Source organism: Enterobacter cloacae complex sp. I3 (assembly GCF_014896175.1).
Lineage (GTDB): Bacteria > Pseudomonadota > Gammaproteobacteria > Enterobacterales > Enterobacteriaceae > Enterobacter > Enterobacter bugandensis.
Window position 1 is genome coordinate 46,316 of sequence record NZ_JADBQZ010000024.1, and the last position, 19,679, is coordinate 65,994.

Below are 19,679 nucleotides of genomic sequence, written 5' to 3' on the forward strand. Positions count from 1 at the left end.
GCGCTTCGCTTAACGGGCCTACAAAACCCCAGGCCGGGCAAACGCAGTGCCGCCCGGCATTCAGGCCGCACCACACTCCAGGCGATACACCCAGTCGTCATACCGCACACCGTCAATCTCATACGCCTTTTCAAGCACCTGCGTGCGCACAAACCCGGCTTTCTCAAGCACCCGCACAGACCCGCCGTTGTCCGCCAGCACGTACGCGTTAATCGCCTTCACGCCGGTCTGGTTAAACGCGTAGTCACATACCGCGCGCAGCGCCTCGCTGGCGATGCCTTTTCCCTGCGCGGCAGGCACAACCGTGTAGCCGATGTCCGCCTCTTCACGATTCTCAGGGCTGATTTGCAGGCCGATATCGCCCAGCGGCGTATCTTCATTCAGAAAGCGGATCACGAAGACATGCTCCGCCATCAGGCGTGCGGCAAACACGCGTCGGGTCTCTTTCTCAGGCGCAATCGCGGCCATATAGCGCATGATGTCGCGGTTTTCGCGCAGCGAGCGGAAGAACGCCCAGTCAGAGGGTTCGAAAGGGGTGAGATGAAGCCGGGGAGTGGTGATGGTTGCCATTGTTACGCCATTTCATCGGAACATGGCGTATCACTGTAACATATTCAGCGTACCACATCCCCCAGCGCCTCTTCTAAGTCATACCAGCGAAACGCAAACCCCGCCGCTTCCAGCCGTTTTGGCAGCGCGCGCTGACCGCCCAGCACCAGCACGGACGCTTCGCCCATCAACAGGCGAATTGCCGTCGCAGGCACGCGTAAAATCGCCGGGCGATGCAGGGCATGCCCCAGCGCGTGGGCAAACTGTTCATTTCGCACCGGATACGGCGCAACCATGTTAAACGGCCCGCGCAGATCGTTATCCAGCAGCCAGATAATGCCGTTCACCATATCGTCGATATGGATCCAGGCCAGGTACTGTCGCCCGTTGCCGATCGGCCCGCCGAGCCCCAGCCTGAAGGGCGGAAGCATTTTACCCAGAATGCCGCCTTTCGGCGCAAGCACTACGCCGGTACGCAGCAGGCAGACGCGGGTATTGTCGCTTTGCGCCGCGCAGGCGATGCGCTCCCACTGGGCGCAGAGTTTATGGGTGAACTCGTTGTGGGGCGGCTCTTCCTCGGTCACCACCACTTCGCCGAGATCGCCGTAATAGCCCGTCGCAGAGCCTGAAATCAGCACCGACGGCGGGGTCTGGCTGTTGCGAATCAGCTCAACCAGCTTCTCGGTGATGTTCCAGCGGCTGCTGCACAACCGCTGTTTCTGCTCTTCGGTCCAGCGCTTATCGGCGATGGGTTCGCCCGCAAGGTTGATGACGGCGTCGAAGCCGTCCAGATTCTGCCGATCGGCCAGCCCTTTCCAGATATCGACCCCCGCGCCCAGCACCTGGCGCGCTTTCTCCGGGCTGCGGGTCACTACGGTAATGTCGTGATGCAGCGCCTGCAAACGCGCAATGAGATGGCGCCCAATCAGGCCTGTACCGCCGGTCAGCAGAATCTTCATACAACCTCCAGGTTTACGCCTGGCGTCGCCAGCTTAACGTCATGGAGACGGAGTCGGCGTAGCGCAGGGCGTGAAGTTTATCGATCTCTACTTCAGCATAAGTGACCCAGTGATGATCGCGTGCGATATCGAGCACATCCTGAGTTAATTTCTCCAGCAGAGAGAAGCGGTTGTTTTCCACGTACTGGATGATGTTTTTAGTGATCGTGCGATAGTTCAGTGCGTCATTGATGTCTTCACTGGCCCGCGCTTTGTCTGCCGGGTAGTGAATCACCACATTAATGACGATATCCTGACGGTTGGCAATCTCTTCCTCTTTGATACCAATGAACGTGCGCAAGCGTAAATTTTTTATACGAATAATAGCGTCTGGCTGTGACATTGCAGGTCTTCTCCGTGTCAGTATTTCCCGCCCATAATACATGAGAGCCTCTCAGCCACCCAGCCTCATAGGTGATTAAACCTGCTGGATTTTTTGCATTGCGCGTTCGGTGGCCGGGCGGGTCCGGATACGCTCAAACCAGTTGTTCACCGCCGGGTAAGACGCTAAGTCAATCCGGTGTTTATCATGCGTATTTACCCACGGCCAGCAGGCGATATCGGCAATGCTGTAATGGTCGCCCCCGAGCCACGGCGTTTTCTCCAGCCGCTGGTTCAGAACGCCGTAAAGACGCTGGGTTTCAACCTGATATCGCTCAATGGCGTAGGGAATGGTCTGAGGCGCGAAGGCGGTGAAGTGGTGGTTCTGCCCCAGCATCGGCCCAAAGCCGCTTGACTGCCAGAAAAGCCACTGCAGAGTGTGGTGACGCTCGCGCAGTTCACCGCTCAGCAGCTTGCCGGTTTTCTCTGCCAGATAAAGCAAAATTTCACCGGATTCAAACAGGCTTAACGGCCTGCCTCCGTCCGCTGGCTGACTATCGATAATGGCCGGAATTTTATTGTTGGGCGAGATAGCCAAAAACACAGGGTTGAACTGTTCGCCTTTGCTGATATCCACGCGGATGATTCTGTAATCCAGTTCGGCTTCTTCGAGAAAGAGGGTGATCTTGTGGCCGTTTGGGGTAGGGGCGTAATAAAGGTCAATCATTCTCAACTCCTGTCCATGCGAATAGTGGTGCCATGACAAATGAGTATAGGTGCTTGTTGTAAATCGTGAGTTTTCATCAAGTGACAGCGAAGCAAAGAGATTATATGTTGAGTAAAAACCGATCAGCCGATGAGGATGTTATGAACCAGCCCGTAATTACGTTGTGGTCCGATGCAAATTTCTTTTCTCCCTATGTTATGAGCGTTTACGTCGCGCTGGCCGAAAAGGGGCTCTCTTTTACGCTGAAGACCGTCGATCTCGACGGTGGTGAACACCTCAAACCCCAGTGGCAGGGTTACGACCTGACGCGACGCGTGCCGGTGCTGGAACTGGATGGTTTTGCACTGAGCGAATCTTCGGCGATCGATGAATATCTGGAAGATCGTTTTGCGCCGCCGGAGTGGGAGCGCATCTATCCTCACGATCTGCAAAAGCGCGCCCGCGCCCGGCAGATCCAGGCGTGGCTGCGTAGCGACCTGGTGCCGATTCGCGTCGAGCGCTCCACGGATGTCGTGTTTGCCGGTGTGAAAAAGCCAGCGCTCAGCGCAGAAGGCGTCGACAGCGCGCAAAAGCTGATTGAAACTGCAACCTCGCTGCTCGCTCACGGCAACCCGAACCTGTTCGGTGAATGGTGTATTGCCGATACCGATCTGGCGCTGATGCTGAACCGTTTGATCCTCAACGGCGATGAGGTCCCTCAACTGCTGGTGGACTATGCGGCGTTCCAGTGGCAGCGAGCCTCCGTACAGCGCTATGTGGCACTCTCCGCTAAGCGCGCGGGCTGATAAGCCCTGACGCTTCAGGTATGATAAGGGGAGTTTTTTTACCAGGGAGTGACGGATGAAACTGATGTTTGCGTCAGATATCCATGGATCGCTGCCCGCGACCGAGCGAGTGCTTTCTCTGTTTTCGCAAAGCGGGGCCCAATGGCTGGTGATTCTGGGGGATGTGTTAAATCATGGTCCGCGTAATGCGCTGCCGGAAGGCTATGCCCCGGCGCAGGTGGCGGAAAAGCTTAACCCGTTTGCCTCGCGCATTATCGCCGTTCGCGGTAATTGCGACAGCGAAGTCGACCAGATGCTGCTGCATTTTCCCCTTACCGCGCCATGGCAACAGGTTCTGCTGGAAAACAGCCGCCTGTTTCTTACCCACGGACACCTTTTCGGCCCGGATAATCTCCCGGCGCTCGCGGCTGGCGATGTCCTGGTTTACGGCCATACTCATATTCTGGTGGCTGAAAAACGCGGTGAGATTTATCACTTTAATCCGGGGTCGGTCAGCATCCCGAAAGGCGGATATCCTGCGAGCTATGGCCTGCTGGATGGAAATACCCTGAGCGTTATCGCACTTAATGATCAGCAAGTTATTGCGCAGGTAGCGATTAATCCGTAAGTTACACCACAACTGCAAACGCGCCGAAAGAGCGCTTAGACGAGAAGGTTTCCCGATGGTGGAGCAGAATCATTTGGCAAGTACTGAATGGGTTGACATTGTCAGCGAAGAAAATGAAGTGATCGCGCAGGCGAGCCGCGAACAAATGCGTGCAGAGCGCCTGCGTCACCGTGCAACGTACATCGTTGTGCATGACGGCATGGGCAAGATTCTGGTCCAGCGCCGCACGGACACCAAAGATTTTCTTCCGGGCATGCTTGATGCCACCGCAGGCGGCGTCGTGCAGGCCGATGAAGTGCTGCTGGATTCCGCACGTCGTGAAGCGGAAGAAGAGTTAGGTATCGCCGGGGTGCCGTTTGCCGAGCACGGGCAGTTCTATTTCGAAGACGAACATTGCCGCGTCTGGGGTGGACTGTTTAGCTGCGTTTCCCATGGGCCTTTCGCCCTGCAGGAAGAGGAAGTGAGCGAAGTCTGCTGGATGACGCCGGAAGAGATTACCGCCCGCTGCGACGAGTTCACGCCGGATTCGTTAAAAGCGCTGGCGCTGTGGATGACCCGCAACGCCAAAAACGAATCCGCTAAGCCGGAAAACAAAGCGGAAAAAGAGGAAGAGGCTGAGTAAGCCTTAACAGCTTTCCCGCAGGCACAGGCTGGACGCGATGGGTTTTTGGTCGCGCCAGTCTCCGTCATTCAGACGTTCCAGTAGCGCTTTACCTGCCTCAATCCCAATCTTTCGATGCGGTACCGCCATCGTCGTCAGCGGCGGCTGGCAGACGCGGCTCACATCGCTATCGCCAAAGCCCACGACAGCCAGATCGTCCGGCACTTTAATGCGTCGACGCTGACACTCATACAGCGCGCCGCAGGCCAGCTCGTCTGATACGCACACCAGCGCATCCAGCTCCGGCCACGCCAGCAAGAACTCTGGCAGTTGTGCCGCGCCGGTCGAGAAGCTCGGCGGCATCGCCGCGTTAATCACCCGGTTTGGCGACAGATGATGGCGCAGCATCGCCTTGTACCAGCCCTGCAAATGCTGCTGGAAAATCCACTGCTCCTGGTTGGCGCACAGCAGGCCGATATTCTGGTAGCCGCGCCTAATCACCATTTCTGTCAGCTCGTACATGGCCGCCACGTTATCGATCCCGATATTCATATCGATCGGATCGGCGCGCATCGCACCCATCTCCATTACCGGAATCGAGGCGTTTTTCAGCCAGTGGCGAACAGTGTCGGTGTGCTCGACGCTGAGCAAAATCGCGGCGGCGATATTTGACGCCAGCAGGGTCTCAAGCAGCTTCTCTTCCTGCTCAAGCCGATGCTGGGACTCTGCCAGCATGATCTGGTATCCGGCGGGCTGCAGCACCTGCTGTAGGCCCGCAAACATTTCAGAGCAACCGGCTTCGGAAAGGTTGGGAACAACCATCGCAATCGTCCATGAGGACGCGGATGCCAGTGCGCTGGCGGCGAGATTGGGCATATAACCCAGCTCCTGCACCGCAGCTTCAATTTTTTCACGCAGTTTATCGGAAACCTGTTCGGGCGTGCGGAGCGCACGGGAGACGGTCATCGTGCCGACTCCGGCAAGCTGCGCGACATCAGCGAGCGTGACTTTTCCGGTACTGCGCCGTTTTCGGGTTAAAGACATACACCTTCCTGCTGACCAGACGCGTTCTTTTTTCCTTCATTTCAGGTGACAGGCAGTATACGCCTTAAATCCCTTTTTTTGCTGTGATTTCACACCATGATTACATTTTGATAGCGCTATCACATTTCTGCATGTTGGTAATTGGTAGCGCTATCTTTGTGATCGCGATCGCAGTCAATGATTGATGGGTTGAATAAAGTTTGCCCATCTTTAGCGTTTGGCGGGAGGGAAAATGCTCAAAAAGTGGATATATGATACAACCATCACGCTGCAGGATAGCGTGGAAAGCTGGCCACAGGCGCTGGAGATATGCGCGAAACCGCTGCTGGATCTGCAGGTGATTGCACCGGAGTACGTGACGGCAATCATTCAGCAGCACCATACGTTAGGACCCTATTATGTGCTGGCACCAGGGCTAGCCATGCCGCATGCGCGGCCGGAGGAAGGCGCCAAAGGACTGGGCTTGTCATTACTAAAACTAAAACAGGGCGTCTCTTTTGGTGCCGGAGAGTTTGACCCTGTCGATCTGATTATTATGCTTGCGGCACCGGATAAACATAGCCATATCGAAATGATATCCGCGCTCGCTGAATTATTTTCCAGCGACGAAGATATGGAGAAATTACATCAGGCGAATACCCTGGAGGACATTAAAGCCATTATTGACCGCTTCTGATTTAATTTTTTAATCCGATTATTCACAACATTACGCGCCAGCGTGGTGGGGCGTGCTCTACTCAAAATAAGGGGACAACAATGAAAATCATGGCTATTTGCGGTTCTGGCCTGGGCAGCAGTTTTATGGTCGAAATGAACATTAAAAAGGTGCTTAAAAAGCTGGACATTGAGGCCGAGGTTGAACACTCCGATCTCTCCTCCGCCACGCCGGGCGCGGCGGACCTGTTCGTGATGGCGAAAGACATTGCGGCCAGCGCCAGCGTGCCGGAAAGCCAGCTGGTGGTGATCAACAACATCATTGATATCAACGAACTCGAAGCGCAGCTGCGCGCCTGGTTCGACAGACAATAACCCTGATAAGGCGAGGTGGATATGTTTATCCTTGAAACGCTGAATTTCGTTGTCGATATTTTAAAAGTCCCTTCGGTGCTGGTGGGTTTAATTGCGTTAATTGGTCTGGTCGCGCAGAAAAAAGCGTTTTCTGATGTCGTAAAAGGCACAATTAAAACGATTCTCGGTTTTATTGTACTGGGCGGTGGCGCCACGGTGCTGGTGGGGTCGTTAAACCCGTTAGGCGGCATGTTTGAGCACGCTTTTAATATCCAGGGCATTATTCCAAACAATGAAGCGATTGTGTCGATCGCGCTGGAAAAATACGGTGCCTCGACCGCGCTGATCATGGCCTTCGGCATGGTGGCGAACATTGTCGTCGCGCGCTTTACCCGCCTGAAGTACATCTTCCTGACCGGGCACCACACCTTCTACATGGCGTGCATGATCGGCGTGATCCTGACGGTCGCAGGCTTTGAAGGGGTGGGGCTGGTCTTTACCGGCTCGCTGATCCTCGGCCTGATTATGGCCTTTTTCCCGGCGATTGCGCAGCGCTATATGAAGCGTATTACCGGCAACGATGAGATCGCCTTCGGTCATTTCGGTACGCTGGGCTACGTGCTGTCCGGCTGGATTGGCAGCAGGGTCGGTAAAGGCTCGCGCTCCACCGAAGAGATGAACCTGCCGAAAAACCTCAGCTTCCTGCGCGACAGTTCGATCTCCATCTCCCTGACCATGATGATTATCTACCTGATCATGGCGGTAAGCGCCGGGCGTGAGTACGTGGAGTCCACCTTCAGCGGCGGGCAAAACTACCTGGTGTACGCCATCATCATGGCGATCACCTTCGCGGCGGGCGTGTTCATCATCCTGCAGGGCGTGCGCCTGATTCTGGCGGAAATCGTCCCGGCCTTTACCGGCTTCTCGGAAAAACTGGTGCCAAACGCGCGTCCGGCGCTGGACTGCCCGGTGGTCTACCCGTATGCGCCAAACGCGGTGCTGATTGGCTTCCTGTTCAGCTTCCTCGGGGGAATTGTGGGGTTGTTGATCTGCGGTCAGTTTAGCTGGGTGCTGATCCTGCCGGGCGTAGTGCCGCACTTCTTCACCGGCGCAACGGCAGGCGTGTTCGGTAACGCCACCGGTGGACGCCGCGGGGCAATGATAGGCGCCTTTGCTAACGGCCTGCTGATTACCTTCCTCCCGATCCTGCTGCTGCCGGTACTGGGTGCGATTGGCTTTGCTAACACCACCTTCTCGGACGCCGACTTCGGCGCGGTCGGGATTGTGCTGGGCAACCTGGCGCGCTTCATGTCACCGCTTGCCATCACCGGGCTGGTTGTGGCGCTGTTCGCGCTGCTGGTGGCCTACAACATCTTCGCGAAAAACAAACCTGCGGGTAGTAACGCGCAGGAAAATACCGGAGCCAAATCATGAATGAGAACGAGATAACCGAACTGGCGCGTCAGATCCGTCTTGAAACCCTCAAATCCTTGACGCAGCTGGGCTTTGGGCACTACGGCGGCAGCATGTCGGTGGTGGAAACCCTGGCGGTGCTGTACGGCGCCGTGATGAAGATCGACCCGGCGGATCCGGACTGGCCTGAGCGCGATTACTTTGTGCTGTCGAAAGGTCATGCAGGCCCGGCGCTCTACAGCACCCTGGCGATTAAGGGCTACTTCCCGGTTGAAGAGCTGAGCACGCTGAACCAGAACGGCACGCGTCTGCCCAGCCACCCGGACCGCCTGAAAACGCGCGGCGTGGATGCCACCACCGGCTCGCTGGGGCAGGGGATCTCCATTGCGGGCGGTATGGCACTCTCGCACAGGCTGGCCGGGCGACCGAATCGGGTCTTCTGCATCGTTGGCGACGGCGAGCTGAACGAAGGCCAGTGCTGGGAAGCGTTCCAGTTTATCGCTCACCATCGTCTGAACAACCTGACCGTGTTCGTGGACTGGAACAAACAGCAGCTCGACGGCGAACTGGACGAAATCATCTGTGCCTTCGACCTGGAGGGCAAATTCCGCGCCTTTGGCTTTGATGTGGTGACGGTCAAAGGGGATGACATTCCGGCACTGCTGAAGGTGACTTCAAGGGTACCGGAGGCCGATGCGCGTCCGCGGGTGGTGATCCTCGACAGCATCAAAGGGCAGGGGGCGCCGTACCTGGAACAGCTCAGCAACTCGCACCACCTGCGATTGACCGCGGAGAGCAAAGCGGCCCTCAATGAGACGATTCGCCAACTGGAGGCTTCACATGATTAAGGTTGCACCGGCAGGACAGAAAGACGCCGTTGAGATGCGCAAGGTCTACGCGGGCTTTGTGGCAAAGCAGATTGAGGCCGGCAGCGAGATTATCGCCCTGGAAGCGGACCTGATGAGCTCAATGGCAATGGACGGCGTAGCGCGCGATTATCCGCAGCACGTGATTAACTGCGGCATTATGGAGGCCAACGTCATCGGCACTGCGGCGGGGCTGTCGCTCACCGGCCGTAAGCCGTTCGTGCACACTTTCACCGCGTTTGCCAGCCGCCGCTGCTTCGACCAGCTGTTTATGTCCCTGGACTACCAGCGCAACAACGTGAAGGTGATTGCCTCGGATGCGGGCGTGACGGCCTGCCACAACGGTGGGACGCACATGTCCTTCGAGGATATGGGCATCGTGCGCGGTCTGGCGCATTCGGTGGTGCTGGAAGTTACCGATGCGGTGATGTTCGAGGATGTGCTGCGTCAGCTTATCGATCTCGAAGGCTTCTACTGGGTGCGCACCATCCGCAAGCAGGCGCCGAGCGTCTATGCGCCGGGCTCAACCTTCACCATTGGCAAAGGCAACGTGTTGCGCGAGGGAAGCGATATCACGCTGATTGCCAACGGCATCATGGTGGCGGAAGCGCTGGAGGCGGCGCGCCAGCTGGAACAGGAGGGGGTAAGCGCAGCGGTCATCGACATGTTTACCCTGAAGCCCATCGATCGGATGCTGGTGAAAAACTATGCCGAGAAAACCGGGCGTATTGTGACCTGCGAAAACCACAGTATTCACAACGGTCTCGGGTCAGCGGTGGCGGAAGTGCTGGTGGAGACCTGCCCGGTGCCGATGCGTCGCGTGGGCGTGAAGGAGCGTTACGGCCAGGTGGGCACACAGGACTTCCTGCAAAAAGAGTATGGCCTGACGGCGCATGACATTGTGTCGGCGGCGCGGGAGCTGCTGTAATAAAAAAAGGCGACCGTGTGGTCGCCTTTTTGTTGCCCGGTGGCGCTGGCGCTTACCGGAACTACGGTTCTGTAGGCCGGATAAGCGAAGCGCCATCCGGCAAAACATTACTGCTGCTGCGAAGACTGGATCGCCGTCAGCGCGATGGTATAGACGATATCGTCAACCAGCGCACCGCGGGACAGGTCGTTAACAGGCTTGCGCATGCCCTGGAGCATTGGCCCGATGGAGATCAGGTCGGCAGAACGCTGTACCGCTTTGTAGGTGGTGTTACCGGTGTTCAGATCCGGGAAGATGAACACGGTAGCGCGACCTGCAACCGGCGAGTTCGGCGCTTTGGATTTCGCCACGTCAGCCATGACCGCGGCGTCGTACTGCAGCGGGCCGTCGATCATCAGGTCTGGACGTTTTTCCTGCGCAATACGGGTCGCTTCACGGACTTTCTCTACGTCGCTACCTGCACCAGAGGTGCCGGTGGAGTAGGAGAGCATTGCTACGCGCGGCTCGATACCGAAAGCGGTCGCGGAGTCCGCAGACTGGATAGCGATTTCTGCCAGCTGTTCTGCGGTAGGATCCGGGTTGATCGCGCAGTCGCCGTAAACGTAAACCTGTTCAGGCAGCAGCATGAAGAACACGGAGGAGACCAGAGAGCTGCCTGGCGCAGTTTTGATCAGCTGCAACGGTGGACGGATGGTGTTCGCGGTGGTGTGAACCGCACCGGAAACCAGACCGTCAACTTCGTCCTGCTCCAGCATCAGCGTGCCCAGCACGACGTTGTCTTCCAGCTGCTCGCGCGCAACGGCTTCGGTCATGCCCTTGTTCTTACGCAGCTCAACCAGACGGGCAACGTAGCTTTCGCGAACCACTTCCGGGTCAACGATTTCAATGCCAGCACCCAGCTCAACGCCCTGAGACGCCGCAACGCGGTTGATCTCGTCCGGGTTACCCAGCAGCACGCAGGTCGCGATACCGCGCTCTGCACAGATGGCCGCCGCTTTAACGGTACGTGGCTCGTCGCCTTCTGGCAGAACCACACGTTTGCCCGCTTTACGCGCCAGCTCGGTCAGCTGGTAGCGGAAGGCTGGAGGAGACAGACGACGGCTGCGCTCGGAGGTAGCAGTCAGGGATTCAATCCAGTCTGCGTCGATGTAGCCCGCAACGTATTCCTGAACTTTCTCGATACGCTCGTGGTCATCAACCGGCACTTCCAGGTTGAAGCTTTGCAGGCTCAGAGAGGTCTGCCAGGTGTTGGTGTTCACCATGAAGACTGGCAGGCCTGTCGCGAACGCACGTTCGCACAGCTTGCTGATGCGAGCGTCCATTTCGTAGCCGCCGGTCAGCAGAATTGCACCGATTTCCACGCCGTTCATCGCCGCCAGACAGGCAGCAACCAGCACGTCCGGACGGTCTGCGGAGGTTACCAGCAGGGAACCTGCGCGGAAGTGCTCCAGCATGTGCGGAATGCTGCGCGCGCAGAAGGTCACGGACTTCACGCGGCGGGTGTTGATATCGCCTTCGTTAACGATGGTCGCGTTCAGGTGACGCGCCATATCGATTGCACGGGTGGCAATCAGATCGAAGCTCCATGGCACTGCGCCGAGTACAGGCAGCGGGCTGGATTCCTGCAGCTTTGCCGGATCAACCTTGATGACTTTCGCTTTGGAAGAGTCGTCGAAGATTTCGGACAGGTCAGGGCGCGTACGGCCCTGTTCATCAACCGGTGCGTTCAGTTTGTTAACGATCACGCCGGTGATGCTGGTGTTTTTCGCACCACCGAAGCTGCTGCGCGTCAGTTCGATACGCTCTTTCAGCTGCTCTGGGGTATCAGTACCCTGAGACATCACGAAAACGATCTCTGCGTTCAGGGTTTTCGCGATTTCAAAGTTCAGGGACTGGGCAAACTGGTGTTTGCGGGTCGGGACCAGGCCTTCAACCAGCACCACTTCCGCGTCCTGCGCGTTAGCGTGGTAGTTGGCGATGATCTCTTCCATCAGCACGTCTTTCTGGTTGCTGGAGAGCAGAGACTCAACGTGGCTCATCTTCAGCGGTTCAGCCGCAGGAAGATTGGAGTTCTTACGCACGATGGTGGTGGTCTGGTCTGGCGCATCGCCACCGGCACGAGGCTGGGCAATAGGCTTAAAGACGCTCAGACGAACGCCTTTGCGTTCCATAGCGCGGATCACGCCGAGGCTGACGCTGGTCAGGCCGACGCTGGTTCCGGTAGGGATCAGCATAATAGTACGGGACACGGTTTATCCTCTTTCGTTACCGCCGCGTTGGGCGGGTTACAAAACAGCACCGCCAGCATTGCTGGCGGTGTGGAATCAGGCAGTCAGGCGGCACGCGTCTTGCGCGATGACCAGCTCTTCGTTAGTTGGGATAACGATAGCCGGGCGGGTGCCTTCTTTGTTGATGAAGCCAGACTTGCCGAAGCGGGCAGCCAGGTTACGCTCGTGATCGACTTCGAAGCCCAGTACGCCCAGTTTGCCCAGGGACAGTTCACGTACCATTGCCGCGTTCTCACCGATGCCGCCGGTGAAGATAACCGCGTCCAGACGACCATCCATCAGCGCGGTGTAAGAACCGATGTACTTCGCCAGACGGTGGCAGTAAACGTCCATTGCACGCTTCGCGTCTTCTTTGCTGTCGTAGTTGTCTTCAACGTAACGGCAGTCGCTGGTGACTTCGGTCAGACCCAGCAGGCCAGACTCTTTGGTCAGCATTTTGTTGATGTCGTCAACGCTCATGCCCAGTGTGTCGTGCAGGTGGAAGATGATCGCCGGGTCGATGTCACCGGAACGGGTACCCATCACCAGACCTTCCAGCGGGGTCAGACCCATAGAGGTATCAACACATTTACCGTTGCGGATAGCAGAAACAGAACCACCGTTGCCCAGGTGGCAGGTGATGATGTTGACTTCTTCAACCGGCTTGTTCAGGACTTTTGCGGCTTCCTGAGTCACATAGAAGTGGCTGGTGCCGTGCGCGCCGTAGCGACGTACGCCGTGCTCTTTGTACAGGCTGTACGGCAGGGCATAGAGGTAAGACTCTTCCGGCATGGTCTGATGGAACGCGGTGTCAAACACGGCCACGTTTTTGTCTTTCAGATTCGGGAAGGACTTCAGCGCTTCAGCTATACCGATCAGGTGCGCCGGGTTATGCAGCGGAGCAAAAGAGGCAGAGTCTTTGATGCCCTGGATAACTGAGTCGTCGATGACAACGGAGCTGGTGTATTTTTCGCCGCCGTGGACGATACGGTGACCAATTGCAGTCAGCTGAGCAGACAGTTCTGGTTTTTGTGCCAGAATAGTGTTAACGATAAAGTTCAGCGCTTCACTGTGAGCGGCGCCTGCACCTAAAGCCGCTTCTTGTTTGCTGCCGTCCATCTTCCACTTGATACGTGCTTCAGGCAGATGGAAACATTCGGCCAAACCAGAGAGGTACTCGTCACCGTTGAGCGCATCGATGATGGCGAATTTCAGTGAAGAGCTACCGCAGTTCAGAACCAGTACTAACTTACTCGACATGGAAGTACCTATAATTGATACGTGGCTAAAAAAACGTCAATGAGCCTAAAAGCGTAACGCAAGCTGACCCAGACGTTTATGATTAACATCATGCCAAACGAACATTCTGGCAGGATGGAAGAAATACCTATGATTTTAAGCCATTTTGAACATTTTTCAGACAATGGCATAATATGCGATAATTTGACGAGTTAACGCTTCTCGTCTACGGCCCTATCAGGCTGGCACAGAATACCCGATACGGGGTAGCGATGACAAAATATTTTGAACGTTGTCATAGCCTGTTGTGGTTTTGCACAAAAATTTTAATTTTTATATGTGAAGTTGAGGTACAGCCATGTCGACACCCGAAATCCCGTCCGTGAGCTTTTTCAGTCTGTTTCGTCGGGGACAGCATTACGCAAAGACGTGGCCAATGGAAAAGCGCCTTGCGCCGATGTTTATTGAGAATCGCACGATCCGCGCCACGCGCTATGCGATTCGCTTTATGCCTCCGGTCGCTATCTTTACTCTGTGCTGGCAAATCGCCCTCGGTGGGCAGCTTGGTCCTGCCGTCGCAACGGCGCTCTTCGCGTTAAGCCTGCCGATGCAGGGGCTGTGGTGGTTAGGCAAACGCTCTATTACGCCGCTTCCGCCTTCTATTTTACACTGGTTTTATGAAGTGCGTGGAAAACTGGAGGAGGCCGGGCAGGCGCTGGCCCCGGTTGAAGGCAAGCCGGATTACCAGGCGCTGGCGGACACGTTAAAGCGTGCTTTTAAGCAGCTGGATAAAACATTCCTCGATGACTTGTGATTGATCATCGAAACGACTAACAAAAGAAGGCACAGTAACACACCGTTACCGTGTCTTTTTTTTTTACAGTGCAATGCGCTACAGGAGTCGAAAGATGGAAATGACCCATGCTCAACGTCTGATTTTGTCTAACCAGTACAAGATGATGACTATGCTTGATCCCGATAACGCTGCGCGCTACAGCCGCCTGCAAACCATCGTCGAACGCGGTTTTGGTTTGCAAATGCGCGAACTGGACCGCGAGTTTGGCGAGCTGAAAGAAGAAACCTGCCGCATCGTGATCGACATTATGGAGATGTATCACGCTCTGCACGTCTCCTGGACGAATCTCAAAGACCAGCAGACCATTGACGAACGTCGCGTGACCTTTTTAGGCTTTGATGCCGCGACGGAAGCGCGCTATCTGAGCTATGTTCGCTTTATGGTGAACACCGAAGGGCGCTACACCCATTTTGATGCGGGAACGCACGGCTTCAACGCCCAAACCCCCATGTGGGATAAATATCAACGTATGCTGAGCGCGTGGCACGCCTGCCCGCGTCAGTACCATTTAAGCAGCAACGAAATTCAACAAATCATTAATGCCTGACGGAGGTGCGTGTGCAGTGTAAAGGTTTTCTGTTTGATCTGGACGGTACGCTGGTGGATTCGCTGCCGGTGGTGGAGCGTTCTTGGTGCCACTGGGCCGACCGGCACGGCATCGACCATCAGGACGTGCTGAATTTTATCCATGGCAAACAGGCCATTACCTCATTGCGGCACTTTTTAGCGGGGCGTTCTGAGGAAGAGATCCAGGCGGAGTTCAAATACCTGGAGCAGATTGAGGCCACCGACACCGAGGGCATTACCGCGCTGCCCGGGGCGCGCGAACTGCTTGAGCATCTGAATGAAGCGCAAATCCCGTGGGCTATCGTCACCTCCGGCTCTGTTCCGGTCGCGCATGCCCGCCATAAGGCGGCCGGTTTACCGAAGCCTGAGGTGTTCATTACGGCTGAGCGCGTTAAACGCGGCAAGCCGGAGCCGGATGCGTTTCTGCTTGGTGCAGAAATGCTGGGCTTCGCGCCTGCAGAGTGTGTGGTGGTGGAAGATGCGGCCGCTGGCGTGCTGGCCGGGCTGAACGCCGGGAGCCACGTCATTGCCGTTAACGTTCCGGCAGGATCTCCACGCCTGGACGAGGCGGACTTTGTGATTCATTCCCTGACGGCGCTGGCGGTGTCAAAAGCGCCCGACGGAGTTGTAACCGTCTCGCTAAAAATGTAATCCCATGATATAGCCCCACGCTGCTGGGGCTTTTTTATGGCAAAATTTCTCATCTTCCACTGACAAGGATAGGTTGTGAACGGTGAACTGATCTGGGTTCTGAGCCTGCTTTTAATCGCCATTATTCTCTTCGCCACAGGCAAGGTGCGCATGGATGCCGTCGCCCTGTTTGTCATCGTCGCGTTTGTGCTGAGCGGCACGCTCACGCTACCGGAAGCCTTCTCCGGGTTCAGCGACCCCAACGTTATCCTTATAGCTGCCCTGTTTATCATCGGCGACGGTCTTGTTCGCACCGGCGTGGCGACCATCATGGGCGCGTGGCTGGTTAAGGTGGCCGGCAGCAGTGAAACCAAAATGCTGATCTACCTGATGCTGACGGTCGCCGGGCTGGGGGCGTTTATGAGCTCAACGGGCGTGGTCGCTATTTTTATCCCGGTGGTGCTGAGCGTTTCAATGCGGATGCAGAGCTCGCCGTCGCGCCTGATGATGCCTCTGAGCTTTGCCGGTTTGATCAGCGGAATGATGACGCTGGTGGCGACGCCGCCGAACCTGGTTGTCAACAGCGAGCTGATTCGTGAAGGGTTTCAGGGCTTCAGCTTTTTCAGCGTCACCCCGCTTGGACTGGTGATTCTGGCGATGGGCGTGGTCTACATGCTGCTGACCCGTTTTGCCCTCAAAGGCGACAAACAGGATAAGAATAAAGAGGGGTGGAAGCGACGTACCTTCCGCGATCTGATCAAAGAGTACCGCCTCACCGGGCGGGCGCGCCGTCTGGCCATTCGCCCCGGCTCGCCGATGGTCGGCCAGCGGCTCGACGACCTTAAGCTGCGCGAGCGTTATGGCGCGAACGTGATCGGGGTTGAGCGCTGGCGTCGTTTTCGTCGGGTGATCGTTAACGTGAACGGGGTATCAGAGTTCCGCGCGCGTGATGTCCTGCTGATTGATATGTCAACGGCGGACGTGGATCTGCGAGAGTTCTGTAGCGAGCAGCTGCTGGAGCCGATGGTGCTACGCGGCGAGTATTTCTCCGACCAGGCGCTGGATGTGGGGATGGCCGAAGTGTCGCTGATACCGGAATCGGAACTGCTGGGTAAAACCGTGCGTGAAATGGGTTTCCGTACCCGCTATGGCCTGAACGTAGTGGGGCTGAAGCGTGATGGCGTGGCGATGGAAGGGGCCGTCGTCGATGAGCCGATCCTGCTGGGAGATATCTTCCTCGTGGTCGGCAACTGGAAGCTGATAAGCCAGCTCGGGCAAAAAGGGCGTGATTTTGTGGTGCTCAACATGCCGGTCGAGGAGAGCGATGCCTCCCCGGCGCACAGCCAGGCGCCCCATGCGATTTTCTGTCTGGTACTGATGGTGGCGCTGATGCTGACCGATGAAATCCCTAATCCGGTCGCAGCCATTATCGCCTGCCTGCTGATGGGGAAATTCCGCTGCATTGACGCCGAAAGCGCGTATAAAGCCATTCACTGGCCGAGCATTATTCTTATCGTCGGGATGATGCCCTTTGCCCTGGCACTGCAAAAAACCGGCGGGGTGGATCTGATCGTAAAAGGCTTGATGGACGTGGGCGGCGGGTATGGACCGTACATGATGATGGTCTGTCTGTTTGTCATGTGCGCCACGATAGGGTTATTTATCTCGAATACCGCGACGGCGGTGCTGATGGCGCCCATTGCGCTGGCGATGGCGAAATCCATGGGGGTGTCGCCGTACCCGTTTGCGATGATGGTCGCGATGGCGGCATCCGCGGCGTTTATGACGCCGGTTTCATCGCCGGTGAACACGCTGGTGCTGGGGCCGGGGAATTATAAGTTCAGCGATTTCGTGAAGCTGGGCGTGCCGTTCACCGTGCTGGTGATGGTGGTGTGCGTGGTGTTAATTCCGGTTTTATTCCCGTTTTAGCGTGAGCGCAGAAACGTAGGCCGGGTAAGGCGAAGCCGCCACCCGGGTAAAATTACAACGGTGAATCCTGGCTAATCTCGTCCAGCGATAGATGGAAGCTCGGCACAAATACCTGCATGAAGTAGTCCATCTCTTCGCTACGGCGGGATTCCAGCGTTTTTTCCAGGCGCGTTTTTGCCAGTAAAAACTCATTATTGCCCGCAGACAGCTCTTCCAGACACTTCAGATAGGCGCACAGCGCGTCGGCTTGCTTGACCAGAGACTTTTCATCTTCCGTATACTGATGCTCGTCGATGAGCGGTTCAAAGATATCGCGCAGCTCTTCGGGCACCATCTCGATAAGCTTTTGCTGGGCAATCTTCTCGATAGCCTTATATTCCTGAGCAATCTGAGAATTGAAATATTTCACTGGCGTAGGCAGGTCGCCGGTCAGCACCTCTGATGCGTCGTGGTACATCGCCAGCAAAGCGATGCGCTCGGCATTCACCTGCCCGTTAAATTTGCGATTCTTAATGGCAGCCAGCGCATGAGCAACCATAGCAACCTGCAGGCTATGTTCAGACACGTTCTCTGTACGCACGTTGCGCATCAGCGGCCAGCGGTTGATCAGTTTCAGGCGGGAGAGGTGGGCAAAGAAATGGCTCTGACTCATAAATTACCTTTTGTCTTCACTGCGACAGGACTTCATTGTGCGGGGAGGGGAGGGAAGATGCAAATCAGGCTACCGAAGTAGCCTGATTTTAAGATTACTGATGGTATCCAGAGAGGAATCGCCCGAAGCGGCTGATGGCCATTTCGAGATCGTCTTCACGTGGCAGGGTCACGATACGCACGTGGTCCGGCCACGGCCAGTTAAACGCCGTCCCCTGAACCAGCAGCACTTTTTCTTGTAACAGGAAATCGAGCACCATTTTCTGATCGTCGTGGATATTGAAGCGCTTCGCGTCAATTTTCGGGAACATATACAGCGCCCCGTTCGGCTTCACGCAGGAGACGCCCGGGATATCGTTGATCAGTTCCCATGCGCGGTTACGCTGTTCGTACAGGCGACCGCCAGGGACGATAAACTCGCTGATGCTCTGGTAGCCGCCCAGCGCCGTCTGGATCGCGTGCTGCGCAGGCACGTTGGCGCAAAGACGCATCGACGCCAGCATCTCAAGCCCTTCAATATAGCCTTTTGCGTGCTTTTTCGGGCCGTTCAGCACCATCCAGCCCTGACGGAAACCAGCCACGCGGTAGGTTTTAGACAGTCCGTTAAAAGTGACGGTCAGCAGGTCGGGTGCCAGCGCGGCGATAGAGTGGTGCTGCGCCGCGTCGTACAGGATCTTGTCGTAGATTTCGTCAGCGAAGATGATCAGGTTGTGCTGGCGGGCGATCTCCACGATCTCCATCAGCAGCTCTTTTGAATAGACCGCGCCCGTCGGGTTGTTCGGGTTGATGATCACAATCCCACGCGTGCGAGGCGTGATTTTCGCGCGAATGTCGTCCAGATCCGGGAACCAGTCAGAGGATTCGTCGCAAAGATAATGTACCGCTTTACCGCTGGAGAGCGATACGGCAGCGGTCCACAGCGGATAGTCCGGCGCGGGAACCAGCATTTCGTCACCGCTGTTCAGCAGCGCCTGCATGGCCTGAACGATAAGTTCGGAGACGCCGTTGCCGATATAGATATCTTCGACGGTAACGTCACGCATGCCGCGCGCCTGGTAGTGCTGCATAATGGCTTTACGGGCGGAGTAAAGTCCCTTTGAGTCACAATAGCCTTGTGCCGTAGGCAGGTTGCGGATCACATCAACCAGAATTTCATCCGGCGCTTCAAAACCAAATGGCGCGGGGTTGCCGATGTTGAGCTTCAGAACCTTGTTGCCTTCTTCTTCAAGGCGTTTTGCCTCTTTCAGAACCGGGCCACGGATGTCATAACAGACGTTATCTAGCTTGCTGGATTTTTCGATAGGGGACATGAACCTTTAACCTTTTCGCTATTATTGCCACTCCCTGCCGTGGAAGTCAGCACGGAATAATGTACTCCCCCCACGCTTCGTTTTGAAGGGTGTGCAGAAGAAGATTTTGTGCCCATAGCGAAATTGTGATGAATCTTTTTAACTATTGACTGTCGCTTTCACCGCCTTAACGTCATGTACAAACCATAAATAAAGGTTGATTGTGCTAATAATTTATGTGAATTATGTATATTGTTCTGATGGAAAATAAAAAACGCGCAGACAACAAGCAGAAGTTACGCTGGGTGACATTTCGTAAAACCTGAGTGTTGAAGGGACCTTGCAGTAATAGCCCGGAGCGGCTAAAAGTTAATCATGTGAAATTAATGTTAAGTGTTATTAAT

21 protein-coding genes are annotated in these 19,679 nt (G+C 56.0%); 12 read left to right on the forward strand and 9 right to left on the reverse strand.

The genetic code is table 11. From position 1 onward, the window contains the following. Window positions 1–60: 60 nt before the first annotated feature. The 4 genes from IM271_RS18185 to yfcG form a co-directional block, all read right to left on the reverse strand. A complete protein-coding gene (locus tag IM271_RS18185; RefSeq protein ID WP_047367996.1) occupies window positions 61–570 on the reverse strand; it encodes a GNAT family N-acetyltransferase in 510 nt (169 codons plus the stop codon). Window positions 571–614: 44 nt separating this feature from the next. Beyond that, window positions 615–1,508 (reverse strand): TIGR01777 family oxidoreductase, encoded by an 894-nt coding sequence (locus IM271_RS18190; RefSeq protein WP_047367995.1) that lies wholly within the window; start codon window positions 1,506–1,508, stop codon window positions 615–617. Window positions 1,509–1,521: 13 nt separating this feature from the next. Next, complete coding sequence (gene folX, locus IM271_RS18195; protein WP_028013950.1) at window positions 1,522–1,890, reverse strand: dihydroneopterin triphosphate 2'-epimerase; 369 nt, start codon at window positions 1,888–1,890, stop codon at window positions 1,522–1,524. Window positions 1,891–1,965: 75 nt separating this feature from the next. Further along, on the reverse strand, window positions 1,966–2,595 hold the full coding sequence (yfcG, locus tag IM271_RS18200; protein WP_028013949.1) for a GSH-dependent disulfide bond oxidoreductase: 630 nt from the start codon (window positions 2,593–2,595) through the stop codon (window positions 1,966–1,968). Between the two features lie 140 nt (window positions 2,596–2,735). Between yfcG and yfcF the strand changes: the two genes are divergently transcribed. The 3 genes from yfcF to yfcD are packed head-to-tail and all read left to right on the forward strand — an operon-like array spanning window position 2,736 to window position 4,609. Then, on the forward strand, window positions 2,736–3,380 hold the full coding sequence (gene yfcF / locus IM271_RS18205) for a glutathione transferase (protein ID WP_049000425.1): 645 nt from the start codon (window positions 2,736–2,738) through the stop codon (window positions 3,378–3,380). A 55-nt stretch (window positions 3,381–3,435) separates the two neighbouring features. Continuing rightward, window positions 3,436–3,987, forward strand: a complete 552-nt coding sequence (yfcE, locus tag IM271_RS18210; RefSeq protein ID WP_193052976.1) for a phosphodiesterase — start codon at window positions 3,436–3,438, stop codon at window positions 3,985–3,987. 55 nt (window positions 3,988–4,042) lie between these two features. After that, window positions 4,043–4,609 carry an NUDIX hydrolase YfcD gene (gene yfcD / locus IM271_RS18215; RefSeq protein WP_006811396.1) on the forward strand — a complete coding sequence of 189 codons (567 nt, stop codon included), beginning with the start codon at window positions 4,043–4,045 and terminating at the stop codon, window positions 4,607–4,609. Window positions 4,610–4,612: 3 nt separating this feature from the next. Here yfcD and IM271_RS18220 read toward each other — a convergent pair whose 3' ends face one another. Further along, the gene (locus tag IM271_RS18220; protein ID WP_041908911.1) at window positions 4,613–5,632 is read right to left on the reverse strand and encodes a LacI family DNA-binding transcriptional regulator; all 1,020 of its coding nucleotides are present in this window, start codon (window positions 5,630–5,632) and stop codon (window positions 4,613–4,615) included. Window positions 5,633–5,864: 232 nt separating this feature from the next. Here IM271_RS18220 and IM271_RS18225 point away from each other — a divergent pair, with 232 nt between their 5' ends. The 5 genes from IM271_RS18225 (at window position 5,865) to IM271_RS18245 (ending at window position 9,847) form a co-directional block, all read left to right on the forward strand. Then, complete coding sequence (locus IM271_RS18225; RefSeq protein ID WP_028013945.1) at window positions 5,865–6,308, forward strand: PTS sugar transporter subunit IIA; 444 nt, start codon at window positions 5,865–5,867, stop codon at window positions 6,306–6,308. Between the two features lie 80 nt (window positions 6,309–6,388). Beyond that, window positions 6,389–6,661, forward strand: coding sequence for a PTS sugar transporter subunit IIB (locus tag IM271_RS18230; protein WP_041908914.1), 273 nt, complete (start codon window positions 6,389–6,391; stop codon window positions 6,659–6,661). A gap of 21 nt (window positions 6,662–6,682) precedes the next feature. Continuing rightward, window positions 6,683–8,074 carry a PTS ascorbate transporter subunit IIC gene (locus tag IM271_RS18235; RefSeq protein WP_193052977.1) on the forward strand — a complete coding sequence of 464 codons (1,392 nt, stop codon included), beginning with the start codon at window positions 6,683–6,685 and terminating at the stop codon, window positions 8,072–8,074. Next, window positions 8,071–8,901 (forward strand): transketolase, encoded by an 831-nt coding sequence (locus IM271_RS18240; protein WP_193052978.1) that lies wholly within the window; start codon window positions 8,071–8,073, stop codon window positions 8,899–8,901. Before IM271_RS18235 ends, IM271_RS18240 begins: the two co-directional genes overlap by 4 nt. Then, a complete protein-coding gene (locus IM271_RS18245) occupies window positions 8,894–9,847 on the forward strand; it encodes a transketolase family protein (protein WP_045259691.1) in 954 nt (317 codons plus the stop codon). Before IM271_RS18240 ends, IM271_RS18245 begins: the two co-directional genes overlap by 8 nt. Before the next feature lie 107 nt (window positions 9,848–9,954). On the opposite strand, the gene pta is transcribed toward IM271_RS18245, so the two are convergent. Together pta and ackA are read right to left on the reverse strand one after the other, a co-directional pair. After that, window positions 9,955–12,096, reverse strand: a complete 2,142-nt coding sequence (gene pta, locus IM271_RS18250; RefSeq protein ID WP_047363549.1) for a phosphate acetyltransferase — start codon at window positions 12,094–12,096, stop codon at window positions 9,955–9,957. 75 nt (window positions 12,097–12,171) lie between these two features. Next, window positions 12,172–13,374: an acetate kinase gene (ackA, locus tag IM271_RS18255; RefSeq protein WP_041908924.1), complete on the reverse strand. Its 1,203-nt coding sequence runs from the start codon at window positions 13,372–13,374 to the stop codon at window positions 12,172–12,174. 337 nt (window positions 13,375–13,711) lie between these two features. Between ackA and yfbV the strand changes: the two genes are divergently transcribed. From yfbV to IM271_RS18275, 4 genes are all read left to right on the forward strand, one after another. Further along, window positions 13,712–14,167, forward strand: coding sequence for a terminus macrodomain insulation protein YfbV (gene yfbV, locus IM271_RS18260; RefSeq protein WP_028013938.1), 456 nt, complete (start codon window positions 13,712–13,714; stop codon window positions 14,165–14,167). A 94-nt stretch (window positions 14,168–14,261) separates the two neighbouring features. Next, window positions 14,262–14,756 (forward strand): YfbU family protein, encoded by a 495-nt coding sequence (locus tag IM271_RS18265; RefSeq protein WP_003861461.1) that lies wholly within the window; start codon window positions 14,262–14,264, stop codon window positions 14,754–14,756. Window positions 14,757–14,767: 11 nt separating this feature from the next. After that, window positions 14,768–15,427 carry a sugar phosphatase gene (locus IM271_RS18270; RefSeq protein ID WP_041908926.1) on the forward strand — a complete coding sequence of 220 codons (660 nt, stop codon included), beginning with the start codon at window positions 14,768–14,770 and terminating at the stop codon, window positions 15,425–15,427. A gap of 75 nt (window positions 15,428–15,502) precedes the next feature. Further along, complete coding sequence (locus tag IM271_RS18275) at window positions 15,503–17,335, forward strand: SLC13 family permease (protein ID WP_028013936.1); 1,833 nt, start codon at window positions 15,503–15,505, stop codon at window positions 17,333–17,335. Between the two features lie 52 nt (window positions 17,336–17,387). On the opposite strand, the gene yfbR is transcribed toward IM271_RS18275, so the two are convergent. Further along, window positions 17,388–17,987 (reverse strand): 5'-deoxynucleotidase, encoded by a 600-nt coding sequence (yfbR, locus tag IM271_RS18280; protein ID WP_028013935.1) that lies wholly within the window; start codon window positions 17,985–17,987, stop codon window positions 17,388–17,390. A gap of 94 nt (window positions 17,988–18,081) precedes the next feature. Further along, window positions 18,082–19,296: an alanine transaminase AlaA gene (gene alaA, locus IM271_RS18285; protein WP_003861471.1), complete on the reverse strand. Its 1,215-nt coding sequence runs from the start codon at window positions 19,294–19,296 to the stop codon at window positions 18,082–18,084. Between the last annotated feature and the right edge of the window lie 383 nt (window positions 19,297–19,679).